This window comes from Agarivorans sp. QJM3NY_29, assembly GCF_050870835.2.
Lineage (GTDB): Bacteria > Pseudomonadota > Gammaproteobacteria > Enterobacterales > Celerinatantimonadaceae > Agarivorans.
On the sequence record NZ_CP194036.2, the window covers coordinates 2,195,895 to 2,209,251 of the forward strand.

Sequence of the window (13,357 nt, forward strand, 5' to 3'; positions counted from 1 at the left end):
TTGCCCGCTCATGTAGAATAGTTGGAAGATTAACGTTGTCATGAACGCGGCTTACCGATTAACCGTTGACGATCCGAGTCTGTAGCGCTGAGAAGCTAGAAGTCGACCAAAACTGTTCTATTCACTTACTCTTCGGATCTTGAAAGAGGCTTTAATACGAGCAAAGCCCGTATTAAAGCCTGCGCTTACAAATTAAATTCAGATTTTATTTGCTCTAACCAACCGCTAATGCGTTCGGGGTGTAATTCACTTTGATTATCGTTATCTAAGACTAATCCGGCAAATTTGCCATTTTCTAACAGAGCTGCTGAATCGTCGAAAGTATAGCCATCAGCGGGCCATTCTCCGATTAATTCTGCACCAGTCTCGGCCATCGCGTCGTATAGCTCGCCAAGACCATCGACAAACTCGCTGGCATAGTTCACTTGATCGCCTAGCCCGTATAAAGCAACTTTAATACCGGCAAAATCAGCGTCTTCTAGCTGGGGTAAAAACTCATCCCAGCTTTCTGCTTGACAGTCAGAAGCCAAGCCTGGAAGTTGTCCTTCGCCTAGGGTTGGGGTACCTAGGATCAGCATCTTATAGCTGGTGAGGGTATCTACGTCTACTCGGTTAATATTGAGGGGTTTGTCGCATAAATCCGCTCCGAGTTGTTGCTGGATCATTTTTGCGATTTTGCGGGTTGTACCAGTATCAGTACCAAAAAAAATGCCTATATCTGCCATGGTTAACTCCTTAAAGATCAGACCAATTAGTGTTTTGCAATATTCAAACCAAACAAAAATACTTATATTACAAGGGGTTATTAATATATAGGATGAAGGTTTCCCACAATGTCACCAACACTGATGTCGTAAAGCTCACAAAGTGTTGATTTATTCGTCATCGTCATCATCATCTAGGTCTTCAGGTTGCCAAGTAATCGGTCGATAAATTTCTATTCGGTCACCTTCTACCAATTGGTTTTCTAAGGTGACAAACCTGCCAAAAATGCCTACTTTTTGTTTATCTAAAGCGATTTCTGGACATAGGTCTAAGATCCCCGATTGATGCAGCGCGTTTATTACGCTGCTGTCTTGCACTACATCAACATTGATACATAGTTGCTGGTGAGGGGTGGCATAAGCAATAGAGACTAACATCTTGGTAAGCTCCTAATTTGAGGCCGAAGGATCGACGCAGCAAGCGGCTTGAGTGGTTTGTTTTTGCGCTAAAATTCTTTGGACCTGTCGATGAATGCTAAGCAAACCGCCCAGTACCAAGAAGCCTCCAGGCGGTAAAATTACCAATAGCAAGCCGTGATAGTCGGGAATCACAGTGAGCTCAATCGCACTAAAGGCTGGGCCCAATAAAATATGGGCGTTGGCAAATAGGGTGCCGGAGCCAATAATTTCGCGGATCCCACCGAGTAATACCAAGACCCAAGTAAAGCCGATCCCCATGGCCAAACCATCCACGATGGCTGGCATTACTTTTTGTCGACTGGCGAAGGATTCGACTCGGCCTAAGATAGCGCAGTTGGTCACGATCAGCGGAATAAACAGGCCTAGCACCTTATGCAGTGGGTGAACCCAAGCGTTGAGTACCAGATCGGTGATCGTCACCAGAGTGGCAATCATTAAAATGTTAATTGGGATCCGAACTGCGCGGCTCACATAGTTTTTAATTAGTGCACTAACCGCGTTAGAACTGACCATTACCGCGAGAGTCGCTAAACCTAAACCTAAACCATTGGTGGCGCTAGAGGTTACGGCTAACAACGGACACAGGGCTAAACATTGCCCCAAAACCACGTTGTTATTCCAAAGACCGTCGGCAATAATTTGAGAATAGCGGCTCATTGTTGGCCTCCTTGCTGAGTTTGGATCTGCAAATCGAGTAGTGCTTGGTGTACGGAGTTCACCACTGCACGAGGCGTGATGGTAGCACCGGTAAATTGGTCAAATTCACCACCATCTTTTTTTACTGCCCAGGCTTTTTGGTTGGTATTGTCTAAACTTTTGCCATTAAAGCTAAGCACCCAAGGGGTTTTCTCAAATTCAATTTTGTCGCCCAGCCCAGGCGTTTCGCTGTGGCTTAATACTCGTACGCCCAAAATGGCAAGATCGGCGTCGACCCCAACTAGAAGGTCAATCGGCCCGGCATAACCATTGGCTTGAGTTTGTACCACATAACCGCTAATTTGCTGTTGCTGATTTAAAGCGGTATATAGGGTGTATTGTTGTTTGCCAATGGTAAATGTTTGTTCGGTAGATAACATCGGGTTTTGATAGAGCTGTTTTGGCATAACTAGGTCAATTGCCGCGAGTTTGTCTTCGTTGAGTCGTTCTGCGATAGCGGGGGCAGTGAAGCTATTTAAGGTTAGTAGTAAGATACTGGCGATAGCGACAGCAGCGGCCAACGAGAGCGATTGATACACGGTACTATCGATATGTTTTTCAATACTGGGAAGGGTCATGTTTAGGCTCCTTTTGATCGGCTAAAAGGCTTGGCCATACCAAATATGGTGGGACGTAAATAATGGTCGATGACTGGTGTACAGGCATTCATGATGAGTATGGCAAAGGCGACACCTTCCGGGTAGCTGCCAAAGCAGCGAATTAACCAAATTAATAAGCCGCAAGTTAAACCAAATAGCCATTGTCCGCGGGGGCTAGTGGGTGAGGTCACCATGTCGGTGGCAATAAAAAATGCGGCTAACATCGCCCCGCCACTGAATACATGTAATATTGGTGAGGCGAATTGATTTGGGTCGATGAGGTGAGCGATGCTGGCTGGAAGCACCAAGCCACAAATTAAGGCAGTTGGTATGTAGGGGCGGATCACTCCGCGCCAAATTAGAAACAAACCGCCAATGGCGATTAAAATTGCGCTGGTTTCTCCCATACTGCCCGCGTGTTGTCCTGTGAACAGCATACTCAAATCGTGTATTTGACCGAGATCGGCCAATGGGGTTGCCGCACTGCTACCGTCGATACCAGTCCATTGTGAGTTAAATATTAGGCCAGTTTCGCTTAAAGTTGGTGGGGCAATTGCGCGCCAGTCGGTGAGCTCTACTGGAAAACAAATCAATAACATGACCCGACCCAACATCGCTGGGTTAAAGGGATTATGCCCCAATCCGCCGTAAACATGCTTGCCTAAGAAAATTGCAAAGCTACAACCTAAGGCGGCGACCCACCAAGGTGTTGCCGGCGGTAGACTCATTGCCAGTAGTAGTGCGGTTAATAAAGCCGAGCCATCGAAACTGTGTTGCCAGTTTTTGTTTTGTAGCAGTAAACAGCTTAGCTCACATAACCAGGCGGTGAGGCAACAGCTCACTATCACACTAAGCGCTGGCAGGCCAAACAGCCATACGCCATAAATAGCGGCGGGACTTAGGGCCAAAATCACTAAATACATGATGTTGGTCGTTGAGGTACCGGAGTGGGTATGTGGGGCGGCAACCGGATTGTATTGGGCCATTAGCTTTCTCCTTGAGTACGGCGGGCTCTGGCTGGGCGTTTACGTTTAGATGCCTTGGCTGCTTTTTTCGCTGCGGCTTCTTTAGCCAAGCGTAACTGACGCGCTTCAGTCAACTGGCGAGCTTGATTAGATTTTTGTAGCATGCTGCGCTGCGCATTGACGTTAGATTTAGCGTGTTGAAAATATTGCACCAAGGGAATGCTGGAGGGACAAATATAGCTACAGGCACCGCATAGTAAGCAGGCGTCTAAACCAAATTGTTGAGCGCTTGCAAAATCACCATGATTACTATGAGCCGCCATTTGGAAGGGCATTAAACCCATCGGGCAAACTTTGACGCAATTTCCGCAGCGCATGCAATCTTGGCGTTCACGTTGGTTAATTTGAGAATCGCTAAGCGCTAATAGCCCCCCAATACTTTTGTCGATAGGCACGAAGGGAGAGGGCAGTACTTGGCCCATCATTGGCCCTCCGGCGATCATTCGGTTGGCTTCAACTTTTAAGCCGCCACATTCGGCTAATACCTGTGATACCAAGCTACCAATGGGAACCAGCAAATTGGTTGGGTGTTCAATGGCATCTCCCGACACTGTGAGTACTCGTTCAATTAAAGGGCGCTGAAAACGTACCGCTTGGAAAACCGCCTTAGCGGTCGCTACGTTATGCACCAATATGCCTTTGGCGGTACTCAGTTGTCCGGGGGGAATGGCCAGTCCGGTCACTGCTTTGATTAGATGGCGCTCTGATCCCATCGGGTAGAGGCTAGGAACCATCTTTATCTCCAGCTTGGGCTGTTCCGCACACGCCGATGCCATGGCCGCGATCGCATCAGGCTTGTTATCTTCGATGGCAATAATCGCTTTATTAGCCCCAATTGCTTTGAGCATCATGTTGATACCGCCAATAATCTCGGCAGCGTGTTCTTGCATCAAACGGTCATCACAGGTGAGGTAGGGTTCACACTCGCCGCCATTAATGAGCAGGGTGTGTACCTTGGCTTGTCGGGCGAGCCTGAGCTTGATGCCGCTGGGGAAACCTGCGCCGCCTAAACCGACGACGCCAGCATCTAATACGCGCTGGACAATTTGTTCCGGCTCTAGCTTTGTATAGTCAGAGGGAGGGTGAGCGTCTCCCCAACAATTGTCGCCATTATTAACTATCACCAAGGTTTGACATTTGATCCCCGCTGGATGGCTACTTAAATAGGGCTTAATTTCAAGGACTTGACCGTTTACTGGTGAATGCAGCGGTACGGTCATGTCGTTACTGCCTTTGGCGATTAATTGTCCTTTGAAAACCATGTCTCCAGCGGCAACTAAGCACTGTAACATTGAACCATTCCGCTGCTGCATGCCAAGGTAAACCCGATCAGGGCGAAAGCCTTTGGCAATGCTTTGCTGTTCAGTGAGTTCTTTAAAACCTTTGGGGTGGACGCCGCCACTAAATGGTCTGGGTTTGAATGCAAACATGCTCTCTCCTTAAGCAACTTGGGGTTTTGGCCACTGCCAGGTATTGAGTTTGACGGCGGGAGCTTGCATGGTTAAACAGCCTTGGCTACAAGCCTTTTCGCAGAGACGACAACCGGTACATACATCGCTAATCACGGTATGCATTTGTTTACTGGCTCCAACGATGGCATCAAAGGGGCAGGCTTTAAAGCAGCGGGTACAACCACTGCAGTTACTTTCATCGATATAGGCGACTAAAGGCCCACTGCCTTGTTCGGCACTTAGTTCCACACCAAGTAATGCCGCAATGCTGCTGGCTAAGCCCGCGCCCCCAGGTGGACAGCTCTGAGCCGACAAACGTCCCGCGACCATGGCTTCCGCGGCTTGTCGACATCCTGGCTCACCACATTGCCCACATTGCCCACCGGGCAGCATTGCTTCTAATTCATCAACTCTTGGGTCGCCTTCAACTTTTAAGGCTTTTGATGCCCAACCTAGCAGTCCGCCTAAACAGCCACCCACTAGCATTAGAAAAAAAATGGATAAGTAGATCATTGCTCGTCTCCTGTTATTTGACCATGCCGCTAAAACCAAGAAAGGCCATCGATAATAGTCCTGCGGTTATAAACGCGATTGGTAGGCCTGCAAATGCTGCGGGTACTTTGGCCAGCTTGATCCGCTGGCGTAATCCGGCAAATAGCACGATCACCAGACTAAACCCCAATGCCGAGCCAAAGGCATAACATAGGGTTGCTAAAAAATTCATGTTGTTTTGTACAACTAACAAAGCCACTCCCAATACGGCGCAGTTGGTGGTAATTAAAGGCAGAAAAATACCAAGCGCTTGGTATAAGTCGGGACTATTTTTTTGGATGAGTAGCTCGGTCAGTTGCACCACTGCTGCAATCACAATAATCAAGACCAGAATACGCATCACTTGCAAGCCTAGTGGTGCCAATAATAAGACTTCGATTAACCAAGCGGCGACGGCGGCTAAACACAGTACAAAGGTGGTTGCTAGCCCCATGCCTAAGGCGCTGTCGATGCGATTGGATACGCCCATGAATGGACATAAGCCAAGAAATTTACCCAGCACCACATTATTCACGACCGCGGTGCTAATAAAGATTAAGAGATATTCAGCCATTTGTTTGTTCCAAGGATCACCATGCTTAGTTAATTGCAGGTGTTGTACCAATATGGGGAGTTGAACCAAATTAGGGAGAAAATCCTTGTGGCAGAGCGGATTAGTTCGCTAGGTGGACTGATTATGGCGCTTGAATTTTGGTGTTAAAGCTAACAATTTTTACTGATAAATATCTTATTTTTGTTGTAAATCAAACAATGAATGGTTAATGGAGGCTGAATTTAGGGGCTTTGGCACATGGGAATACCCTTTGCATTGAACAAGGTTAGTCACAACAAGCAGCAATGCAAAAGGTAACAATGACGATGAGCGAACTTCAATCTAAGTTAGAGCAGGCCTTGGCCGTTGTGGGGGATGGCACAATGAGCGATGTGTCTGAGCAGTATTTGCAAGTGGTAGAGCAAGCCCCCATGGCCATATCGATTAGCGACCTAAGTGCTAACATTCTCTACGTAAACCGATATTTTACTGAAATTACCGGATATTCAGTGGAAGAGTTGGAGGGGAAAAAACATTCGGTTTTGAGTTATAAAACCACTCCCATCGAGGTCTACCAACAATTATGGGGGTGTATTTCAGCTGGAAAAAATTGGCAAGGGACCTTGATTAATCGTAAGAAGAATGGTCAGCGTTACTTAGCCGAAGTTTCAATCAAAGGGCTGTATAACCGAGCTGGGGAAATTACTCATTACGTTGGAATGCATCGTGATATTAGCCAACGGCATGATAATCAAACCAAGGTTGCCAATCAAAAAGCGATGGTGGAAGCGGTGTTAAACACGGCACCAGTTGCGATTGCCTTAATTGATGAACATCAATCCGTATTACTCGACAATCTTTCTTATAAAACTCTGGCCTCTGATTTTGGCCGAGAGCCGGTTGATATTGTGTTGCAACAATTAAAACAATCGGCGGGGGATGATGATGAAGGATTATTACACCTCGCCGAAGGGCAGCAATTTAATGTTGAGGTCGGTAGTGGAGGGCACAAACGTTGGTTTTCTTGTTGCTTATCCAGTGTGGAACTTAATGATGGCAATGTTGATGATTATTTTACGCCAACGGTGAGTCGCTTCTTAGTGCTCACACTGAGCGAATTTACTCGGGAGCGACGTCGCCAGGAACGTCAGCGGCTGATTGAATTACAACGCTCAACTGAAGAATCGGAAGCTTTGCACGTGATGCAAGAGGTATTACATGCTGCGATTCACCAGATCCAGGGGCCGATTAATATGATTGATTCGGCCTTAAATATGTTCTGTGGCGGTGCGACCCAATGCGCTCGGATTGATGCCATGCAAGCCGGTTTAAAGGCTGGGCATGCAGCGGTTGATCAATTACAGAATGCTTTACCTGAGCGCCCTCATGAGCCGATGCAGTCGGTCAATATCAACCAGTTAGTTCATGAAGTCACCGAAATGAGTAATCAGCGGCTGCTGGCTCGTAGTATCAGCATGCAACTTAGTTTAAACGGTACGCTACCCGCGTTTACCGGTCAGCCTTCGCGGATCCGAGTGGCCTTAAAGCAATTATTAGATAATGCCATCGATGCCATCGATTACGCCAAAATGCCACGTAGAGAAATTATCTGTTGCACCCAGCGAGTAGATGACGATATTGAAATCACCTTCGAAGATAGTGGCCCAGGGCTTAAAAAGGAATTACAGCTGAAGATATTTGAACCATTTTATAGCACCAAGCCCTTGTCTAGTAACAGTTGCCGTGGCGTGGGTTTAAGCATCGTTCAACAGGTGGTGAGTGAACACAATGGTACGGTGCAATATCAATCAACGTCGTTGGGTGGATGTAAAGCCAAGTTAGTGCTTCCTCTACGAGTTACAAAAAGGGCTTAATCATGGAATATTCAACCGCGAGAGAATCAAAAATAGCCGAACAACACTTGTTGGCGCTCTACGAGGTGAGTAGCGTACTTACCGACAGTTTAGACTACAAACAAAGTGTCACTAAGGTGCTACAGGTGCTGCACGAAAAGGCCATGCTTCAGCATGCGATGTTGGCGCTTATTGCCGAAAATGACCAAATGTTGACCATCGATACGGTACACACACCGAGTCATATTAGTGACAGCATTACTAAAAATGTGCGCTATCGTCCCGGTGAAGGCATTGTCGGAACGGTGTTAACCCAAAAACAGCCGATCGTGCTGAGTCGTGTTTCCAATGATCTACGTTTTGCCGACAAGTTAGACTTATACGCCCTAGATCTGCCTTTTATAGCGGTGCCAATAAAGAAATCAAGTGAAGTGCTCGGGGTACTTGCTGCTCAGCCGCAACTGGATGATCCTCAAAAATTGGCATCCTTTACCCGTTTTTTAGAAATGACCGCTAACCTTATTGCTAAAAGTGTATTGTTGGCAAAAGACGTGGCAGTGCAAACGACTCAGTTAGAAGCAGAGCGCGATCGACTGCGACGGAAAGTGAGAAGTAATTACAGCTTAGACAACATCGTTGGTCATAGTCAGGTGATGCGTAAGGTCTTTGAACAAATTCGTTTAGTGTCAAAATGGGATAGCACAGTATTAATTCGTGGAGAGTCGGGTACCGGTAAAGAGTTGATTGCCAACGCGATCCATTATAATTCCCCGCGAGCTACTGGGCCTTTCATTAAGCTCAATTGCGCAGCCTTACCAGATAACTTATTAGAATCGGAGTTATTTGGTCATGAAAAAGGAGCTTTCACTGGGGCAGTGAAGCAGCGTAAAGGTCGTTTTGAAATGGCCGACGGTGGTACTTTGTTCTTGGATGAAATCGGTGAAATATCAGCGGCCTTTCAGGCGAAGCTATTAAGAGTCTTACAAGAAGGTGAATTTGAGCGTATTGGTAGTACTCAAACTCTGCATGTTGATGTACGGATCTTAGCGGCAACCAATCGCAATCTAGAAGAAGAAGTAAAACAAGAACGCTTTAGGGAAGATTTGTATTATCGACTGAATGTGATGCCGATGTTCCCACCACCACTACGAGATCGGATTGAAGATTTACCTGAACTCGCTGATTTTTTAATCGAAAAATTGAGTAAGCAGCAGCGTCGAAAGTTGTCATTAACCGATAGTGCCATCCGAATGATGATGGCTTACGATTGGCCGGGTAATGTGCGCCAACTAGAAAATTTATTGGAGCGCGCCTCGGTGATGAGTGAAAGCGGTATGATTGATCAGGATCTCATCGTGATTGATGGTCTTGAAGGCCAAAGTTTTACTCGCCGACCGAGTATCGGTGCAGACAAAGCGCTGTTAGACGATTCAGAGATGGACGAACGGGAACGAGTGATAGCGGCCTTGGAGCAAGCGGGTTGGGTACAAGCGAAGGCGGCTCGCTTACTAAACATGACTCCTCGGCAAATTGCTTACCGGATCCAAGTGATGAATATTAATATGCGTCAGCTTTGACAAAAATGTACTGTCGCATTTGTGACAAATGCGACAGTTGTTAGTTTTTTACCTGAATGATTTTGCTTAACCTGTTGTTTTTAATGATTATATTTTCTGGAATGCGCTTTGCAGACTCTAAGTTAAGTCAATTTAGGGAAGCTCTTTATGAAAATCCAGCAACTTAATCATGGCGCGACGGCCAGTTCTTCCCAATCAAAAGCCGATATTCAAACGGCTTTGGTTGCCACCCATCCGTGTTTTTCAAAAGAGGGACATCAATACGCGAGGATGCACCTTCCGGTTGCGCCCGCTTGTAATATTCAATGCAACTATTGCAACAGAAAATTTGATTGTAGCAATGAAACGCGTCCCGGAGTGGTGTCTAAACTACTCTCGCCAGCGATGGCGGCGAAGCGCTTTGCGAAGGTAAAGCAACACGTCCCAGAAACCAGAGTTGTAGGTATTGCAGGGCCGGGAGATCCATTGGCAAATCCCAAGGCGACCATTGCGAGTTTAAAAGCAATTGCCGCGGTCGATCCCGATGTGCACTTATGTATTTCGACCAATGGTCTCGCCTTGATTGACCATTTGGACAAATTACTTGCTGTCGGGGTGAAACACCTCACTATCACCATCAACTGTATCGATGCCGCAATTGGAGAAAAGATTTACCCTTGGGTCTATTTCAAGCAGCAGCGTTTGCGTGGGCGGGCAGGCGCGCAGGCCTTAATCGACCAGCAGCTACTGGGTTTAGAAGCCGCCATAAATGCCGGTATGTTAGTAAAGGTGAATACGGTATTGATCCCCGGCATCAATGACCAGCACATCGAGGCATTGGCCATGGAGCTGGGGCGTTATGGCGCGTTTATTCATAATATTATGCCGCTGATTTCGGATCCTGCTCATGGCACTTATTTTGGATTAAAGGGCCAAGCCGAACCCAACAAAGAACAGTTAAATCAGGCGCGTGCTTTGGCCGGGCAAAGTATGCAGCAAATGACTCATTGTCAGCAGTGTCGTGCTGATGCAGTGGGTAAGCTGGGGCAAGATCTCGATCTCGAAGCTCTTGGCTCGAAAGTGGCGCAACCTGTGCAACAAATTCGGGTGGCGGTGGCGAGTCAAAGTCAGCAACTGGTCGATCAACACTTTGGCCATGCCAATCAGTTTCAACATTATGTCATTACGCCAGACGGTATCACTCAGCAAGCGGCGTTTAGTTGGCAACAATATTGCGAAGGCAGTAGCAGCTGCGATGAAGCGCTAGAAGACAACAGCCGAGAGCTGAGTCTACTCAGTGAGTTTGATGTGTTGCTCTGTAGCCGGATCGGTTTAAGCCCTCGTCAGGAACTAGAAGAATTAGGCATCACGGTAAATACGCAATTTGCCCTTCGTGATATCCAGCCAAGTTTGCAGCAGTTGCAGGCGGACTTGCTTGCAAGTTTGGCTGGGTCTTCGGCTTGCAATTCGAAGGAGTGTGGCTAATGGCTTTAACCATCACTCAAGCCTGTATTGGCTGTTTCGCCTGTAAAGAGGTTTGCCCCAACAACGCCGTGAAGGCTAGTGAACAGGGTTTTAGTATTGTGGCGCATCGCTGTAACGAATGCGCGAACAATGTTCATGGACCACAGTGCGCACAAATTTGCCCGGTGGAAACGGCGATCACCGATAGCGAAGGGGTGGCGCTGAACCCTCCCGGTTCGCTGGGTGGTTTGCCACCGCAGAGTCGTATTATTACCATTGCGAAGTAGGAGTGTTGATATGAGTAGTGCAAACACTCATCTACAAACCCCGTTTATTGGGGCAAGTTGGTTAGAAGCATTATCTAACATCTGTAAGCCTTTGTCGGTGGCAAACCGACATTGGTTTCGCCAAATCATCTTAGCGCAACTCAAGGGCGATACTGCTTTACCGCATGGTCTGGGTTTAGACAATGCGAGTTATTTGGAGCTTAAGCGCGCAATTTGTAGCGGTACGGTTGATAAGCAAGAACGTGCTTGGCTTAAACCAGTGCATAGCCTCTTACGTAAACGCGCCGATACCTTAGATGAACTCATTGATTTGCGTGCTAAGGAGCGTAATGAGCTGATAGCGTTATTGTTTCAGTACGCTAACCAAGATGAGCCCTTTGCTTTAGAAATGGCAATCGTACTGGCCAGTGCCAGTTTGTCTGCATCCCATCTTTGGCGGAGTTTGGGTCTTAAGCAGCGTAGCGATCTAAGTGCTTTGATTAAGCATAATTTTCCTCAGTTACATGCCTTAAACCACGAAAATATGCGCTGGAAACGCTTCTTTTATCGCAGCTTATGTGAACAGGGAGGGGATTATATTTGCCGTGCTCCCAGTTGTGGCGAGTGTAGTAGCTACGACGAGTGTTTTGTGTCGGGCTAACGGCTTTTTGAAACGGTGTTAGTATCGTATTACGGTGAAGCGAGCGCTGAGGCGGATCGCTTGAGTATTACGGGTATAAACCGGCAGTTAAACGGCAAAATCGTTGTTGTGTGCTTGGTTCAGGGGGAAAACAGTTGGCAGCTGCCTCTAAGTTAGTTATTTTAGTCTCCGATTTTAGCCCCAGTTAGGGGTGATAACGTTTAAGGGGACTAAGTTGCTTAAGTGGAAAGTTATTTTTTGGTTGTTAGCTGGATTAACAAGCTCTGATTTTTTTAGCGTCCCAACTTCTGATTCGGTTGATTTACTCGGTGTATTGGGGCTAGTGGCGAGTGCGGTAATGTTAGTACCGTTTTTTGGCTATGCCTACAACGCGATCATTGGCGCTAAGAAAATTTGGCAAGTCGCATTTTGTATTGCGATGCCGATTTTAGCCTGTCAGTTTGTGGTTGAAATTTCGTTTATGTCGGATTTGTTTGTTGCGAATCCCTCTGGCCCTGCAGTTTTTGGCGCGGTGTTTGGTGGCTTGGCTTATTTATTATTATTGCTTCCTGCTTATCGTTACGCTTTCAAATCGAATGAGTTTTGGCTTCAGGCTGAAAAAACAGAGTCTTAAGGGCTATCCGTTAGGGTAGTCGTCGACTACCCATCGCTTTATTGCTGTTACGTTGGGAAAAATTCACGCCATAAATAGGTAAATGGTAATACTAAGATCAACGCCGGTAAAAAGTTTACCACTGCAAAGTGCATGATTTTTGCGATACGTAATCCAACTGCGAGCATGATAATACCGCCCACCGCCGAGAAATCTGCATAAGCAATAGCGTCCATGTAAGGCATAATCGATTGAGCTAGCAAGAATAGTGAGGCTTGAACAACAAACTGTACGACCGCGAGTAATACCACTCCAGGCCCCAACGTGACCGCAAAGATCATCGCGGTGACGAAATCCATCAATGATTTCACTAATAACAGTTGGTAGTTGCCATTAAGACCTTCGGTCATGGCCCCGATGACCCCCAATCCACTGGCCCCAAACAATACAATCAGCGCGGTAAACTGGTGGGAAAACTCTTGTTTGCTTAAGCCTCTAGGCAGTGGCAAAAAACCTTCGCATTTACGCTGGATAAAACTAGCCGCTTTGCTTACGCCTGATTCAAGGTAAATTAATTCGCCTAAAGCGGTGCCTAAGATTAAGGCCATCACGACCACGGTGAGATTATTGACTTTAACAATCATCGAAATACCAATTGCGATAGCCGACAGAGCAAATGTGGCAGGTAAACCTTTTTGGAGCCGTTTGGGAATATAACGAGCCAAAGACGCGCCACCTAAGCCGCCTAAAATAATCGCGCAACTGTTCATAATTGGACCAATCATCATTGGTTAATTTCTCCTTGAATAAAGCAATATCAGTTTGCGTAAAGATAGGTTTCGACCGCAGGTTCAATTCATAAGCCGCATAGCGAGAGCGCTAATTAGCTTTGCTAAGTAGCGAAAAGGGCCCGCGTTGAAAGTAAA

15 protein-coding genes are annotated in these 13,357 nt (G+C 46.8%); 6 read left to right on the top strand and 9 right to left on the bottom strand.

From position 1 onward, the window contains the following. Positions 1 to 185 precede the first annotated feature (185 nt). From ACRRS0_RS10050 to rsxA, 8 genes are all read right to left on the bottom strand, one after another. Entirely contained in the window at positions 186 to 725 is a 540-nt protein-coding gene (locus ACRRS0_RS10050) for a flavodoxin (protein WP_432453343.1), read from the bottom strand. A gap of 150 nt (positions 726 to 875) precedes the next feature. Beyond that, on the bottom strand, positions 876 to 1,142 hold the full coding sequence (locus tag ACRRS0_RS10055) for an RnfH family protein (protein ID WP_432453342.1): 267 nt from the start codon (positions 1,140 to 1,142) through the stop codon (positions 876 to 878). Between the two features lie 12 nt (positions 1,143 to 1,154). Next, positions 1,155 to 1,841 carry an electron transport complex subunit E gene (locus ACRRS0_RS10060; RefSeq protein WP_432453341.1) on the bottom strand — a complete coding sequence of 229 codons (687 nt, stop codon included), beginning with the start codon at positions 1,839 to 1,841 and terminating at the stop codon, positions 1,155 to 1,157. Next, a complete protein-coding gene (gene rsxG / locus ACRRS0_RS10065) occupies positions 1,838 to 2,458 on the bottom strand; it encodes an electron transport complex subunit RsxG (RefSeq protein WP_432453340.1) in 621 nt (206 codons plus the stop codon). The genes ACRRS0_RS10060 and rsxG overlap by 4 nt, the downstream gene beginning before the upstream one ends. Positions 2,459 to 2,460: 2 nt before the next feature. Beyond that, entirely contained in the window at positions 2,461 to 3,465 is a 1,005-nt protein-coding gene (locus ACRRS0_RS10070) for an RnfABCDGE type electron transport complex subunit D (RefSeq protein ID WP_432453339.1), read from the bottom strand. Beyond that, entirely contained in the window at positions 3,465 to 4,934 is a 1,470-nt protein-coding gene (gene rsxC, locus ACRRS0_RS10075; RefSeq protein WP_432453338.1) for an electron transport complex subunit RsxC, read from the bottom strand. Before rsxC ends, ACRRS0_RS10070 begins: the two co-directional genes overlap by 1 nt. 9 nt (positions 4,935 to 4,943) lie before the next feature. Next, positions 4,944 to 5,468 (bottom strand): RnfABCDGE type electron transport complex subunit B, encoded by a 525-nt coding sequence (locus ACRRS0_RS10080; protein ID WP_432453337.1) that lies wholly within the window; start codon positions 5,466 to 5,468, stop codon positions 4,944 to 4,946. A gap of 13 nt (positions 5,469 to 5,481) precedes the next feature. Further along, complete coding sequence (gene rsxA, locus ACRRS0_RS10085) at positions 5,482 to 6,060, bottom strand: electron transport complex subunit RsxA (RefSeq protein WP_432453336.1); 579 nt, start codon at positions 6,058 to 6,060, stop codon at positions 5,482 to 5,484. A 305-nt stretch (positions 6,061 to 6,365) separates the two neighbouring features. On the opposite strand from rsxA, the gene nifL reads away from it, so the two are divergent. The 6 genes from nifL (at position 6,366) to ACRRS0_RS10115 (ending at position 12,452) form a co-directional block, all read left to right on the top strand. Then, positions 6,366 to 7,913 carry a nitrogen fixation negative regulator NifL gene (gene nifL / locus ACRRS0_RS10090; protein WP_432453335.1) on the top strand — a complete coding sequence of 516 codons (1,548 nt, stop codon included), beginning with the start codon at positions 6,366 to 6,368 and terminating at the stop codon, positions 7,911 to 7,913. 2 nt (positions 7,914 to 7,915) lie between these two features. Then, positions 7,916 to 9,469 carry a nif-specific transcriptional activator NifA gene (gene nifA / locus ACRRS0_RS10095; RefSeq protein WP_432453334.1) on the top strand — a complete coding sequence of 518 codons (1,554 nt, stop codon included), beginning with the start codon at positions 7,916 to 7,918 and terminating at the stop codon, positions 9,467 to 9,469. A 147-nt stretch (positions 9,470 to 9,616) separates the two neighbouring features. After that, positions 9,617 to 10,933 (top strand): nitrogenase cofactor biosynthesis protein NifB, encoded by a 1,317-nt coding sequence (nifB, locus tag ACRRS0_RS10100; protein WP_432453333.1) that lies wholly within the window; start codon positions 9,617 to 9,619, stop codon positions 10,931 to 10,933. After that, positions 10,933 to 11,199, top strand: coding sequence for a ferredoxin (locus ACRRS0_RS10105; RefSeq protein WP_432453332.1), 267 nt, complete (start codon positions 10,933 to 10,935; stop codon positions 11,197 to 11,199). Before nifB ends, ACRRS0_RS10105 begins: the two co-directional genes overlap by 1 nt. Before the next feature lie 10 nt (positions 11,200 to 11,209). After that, positions 11,210 to 11,839: a nitrogen fixation protein NifQ gene (locus ACRRS0_RS10110; protein ID WP_432453331.1), complete on the top strand. Its 630-nt coding sequence runs from the start codon at positions 11,210 to 11,212 to the stop codon at positions 11,837 to 11,839. A 214-nt stretch (positions 11,840 to 12,053) separates the two neighbouring features. Next, positions 12,054 to 12,452: a hypothetical protein gene (locus ACRRS0_RS10115; RefSeq protein ID WP_432453330.1), complete on the top strand. Its 399-nt coding sequence runs from the start codon at positions 12,054 to 12,056 to the stop codon at positions 12,450 to 12,452. A gap of 47 nt (positions 12,453 to 12,499) precedes the next feature. On the opposite strand, the gene ACRRS0_RS10120 is transcribed toward ACRRS0_RS10115, so the two are convergent. Beyond that, positions 12,500 to 13,219, bottom strand: coding sequence for a DUF554 domain-containing protein (locus ACRRS0_RS10120; RefSeq protein ID WP_432453329.1), 720 nt, complete (start codon positions 13,217 to 13,219; stop codon positions 12,500 to 12,502). Positions 13,220 to 13,357 lie beyond the last annotated feature (138 nt).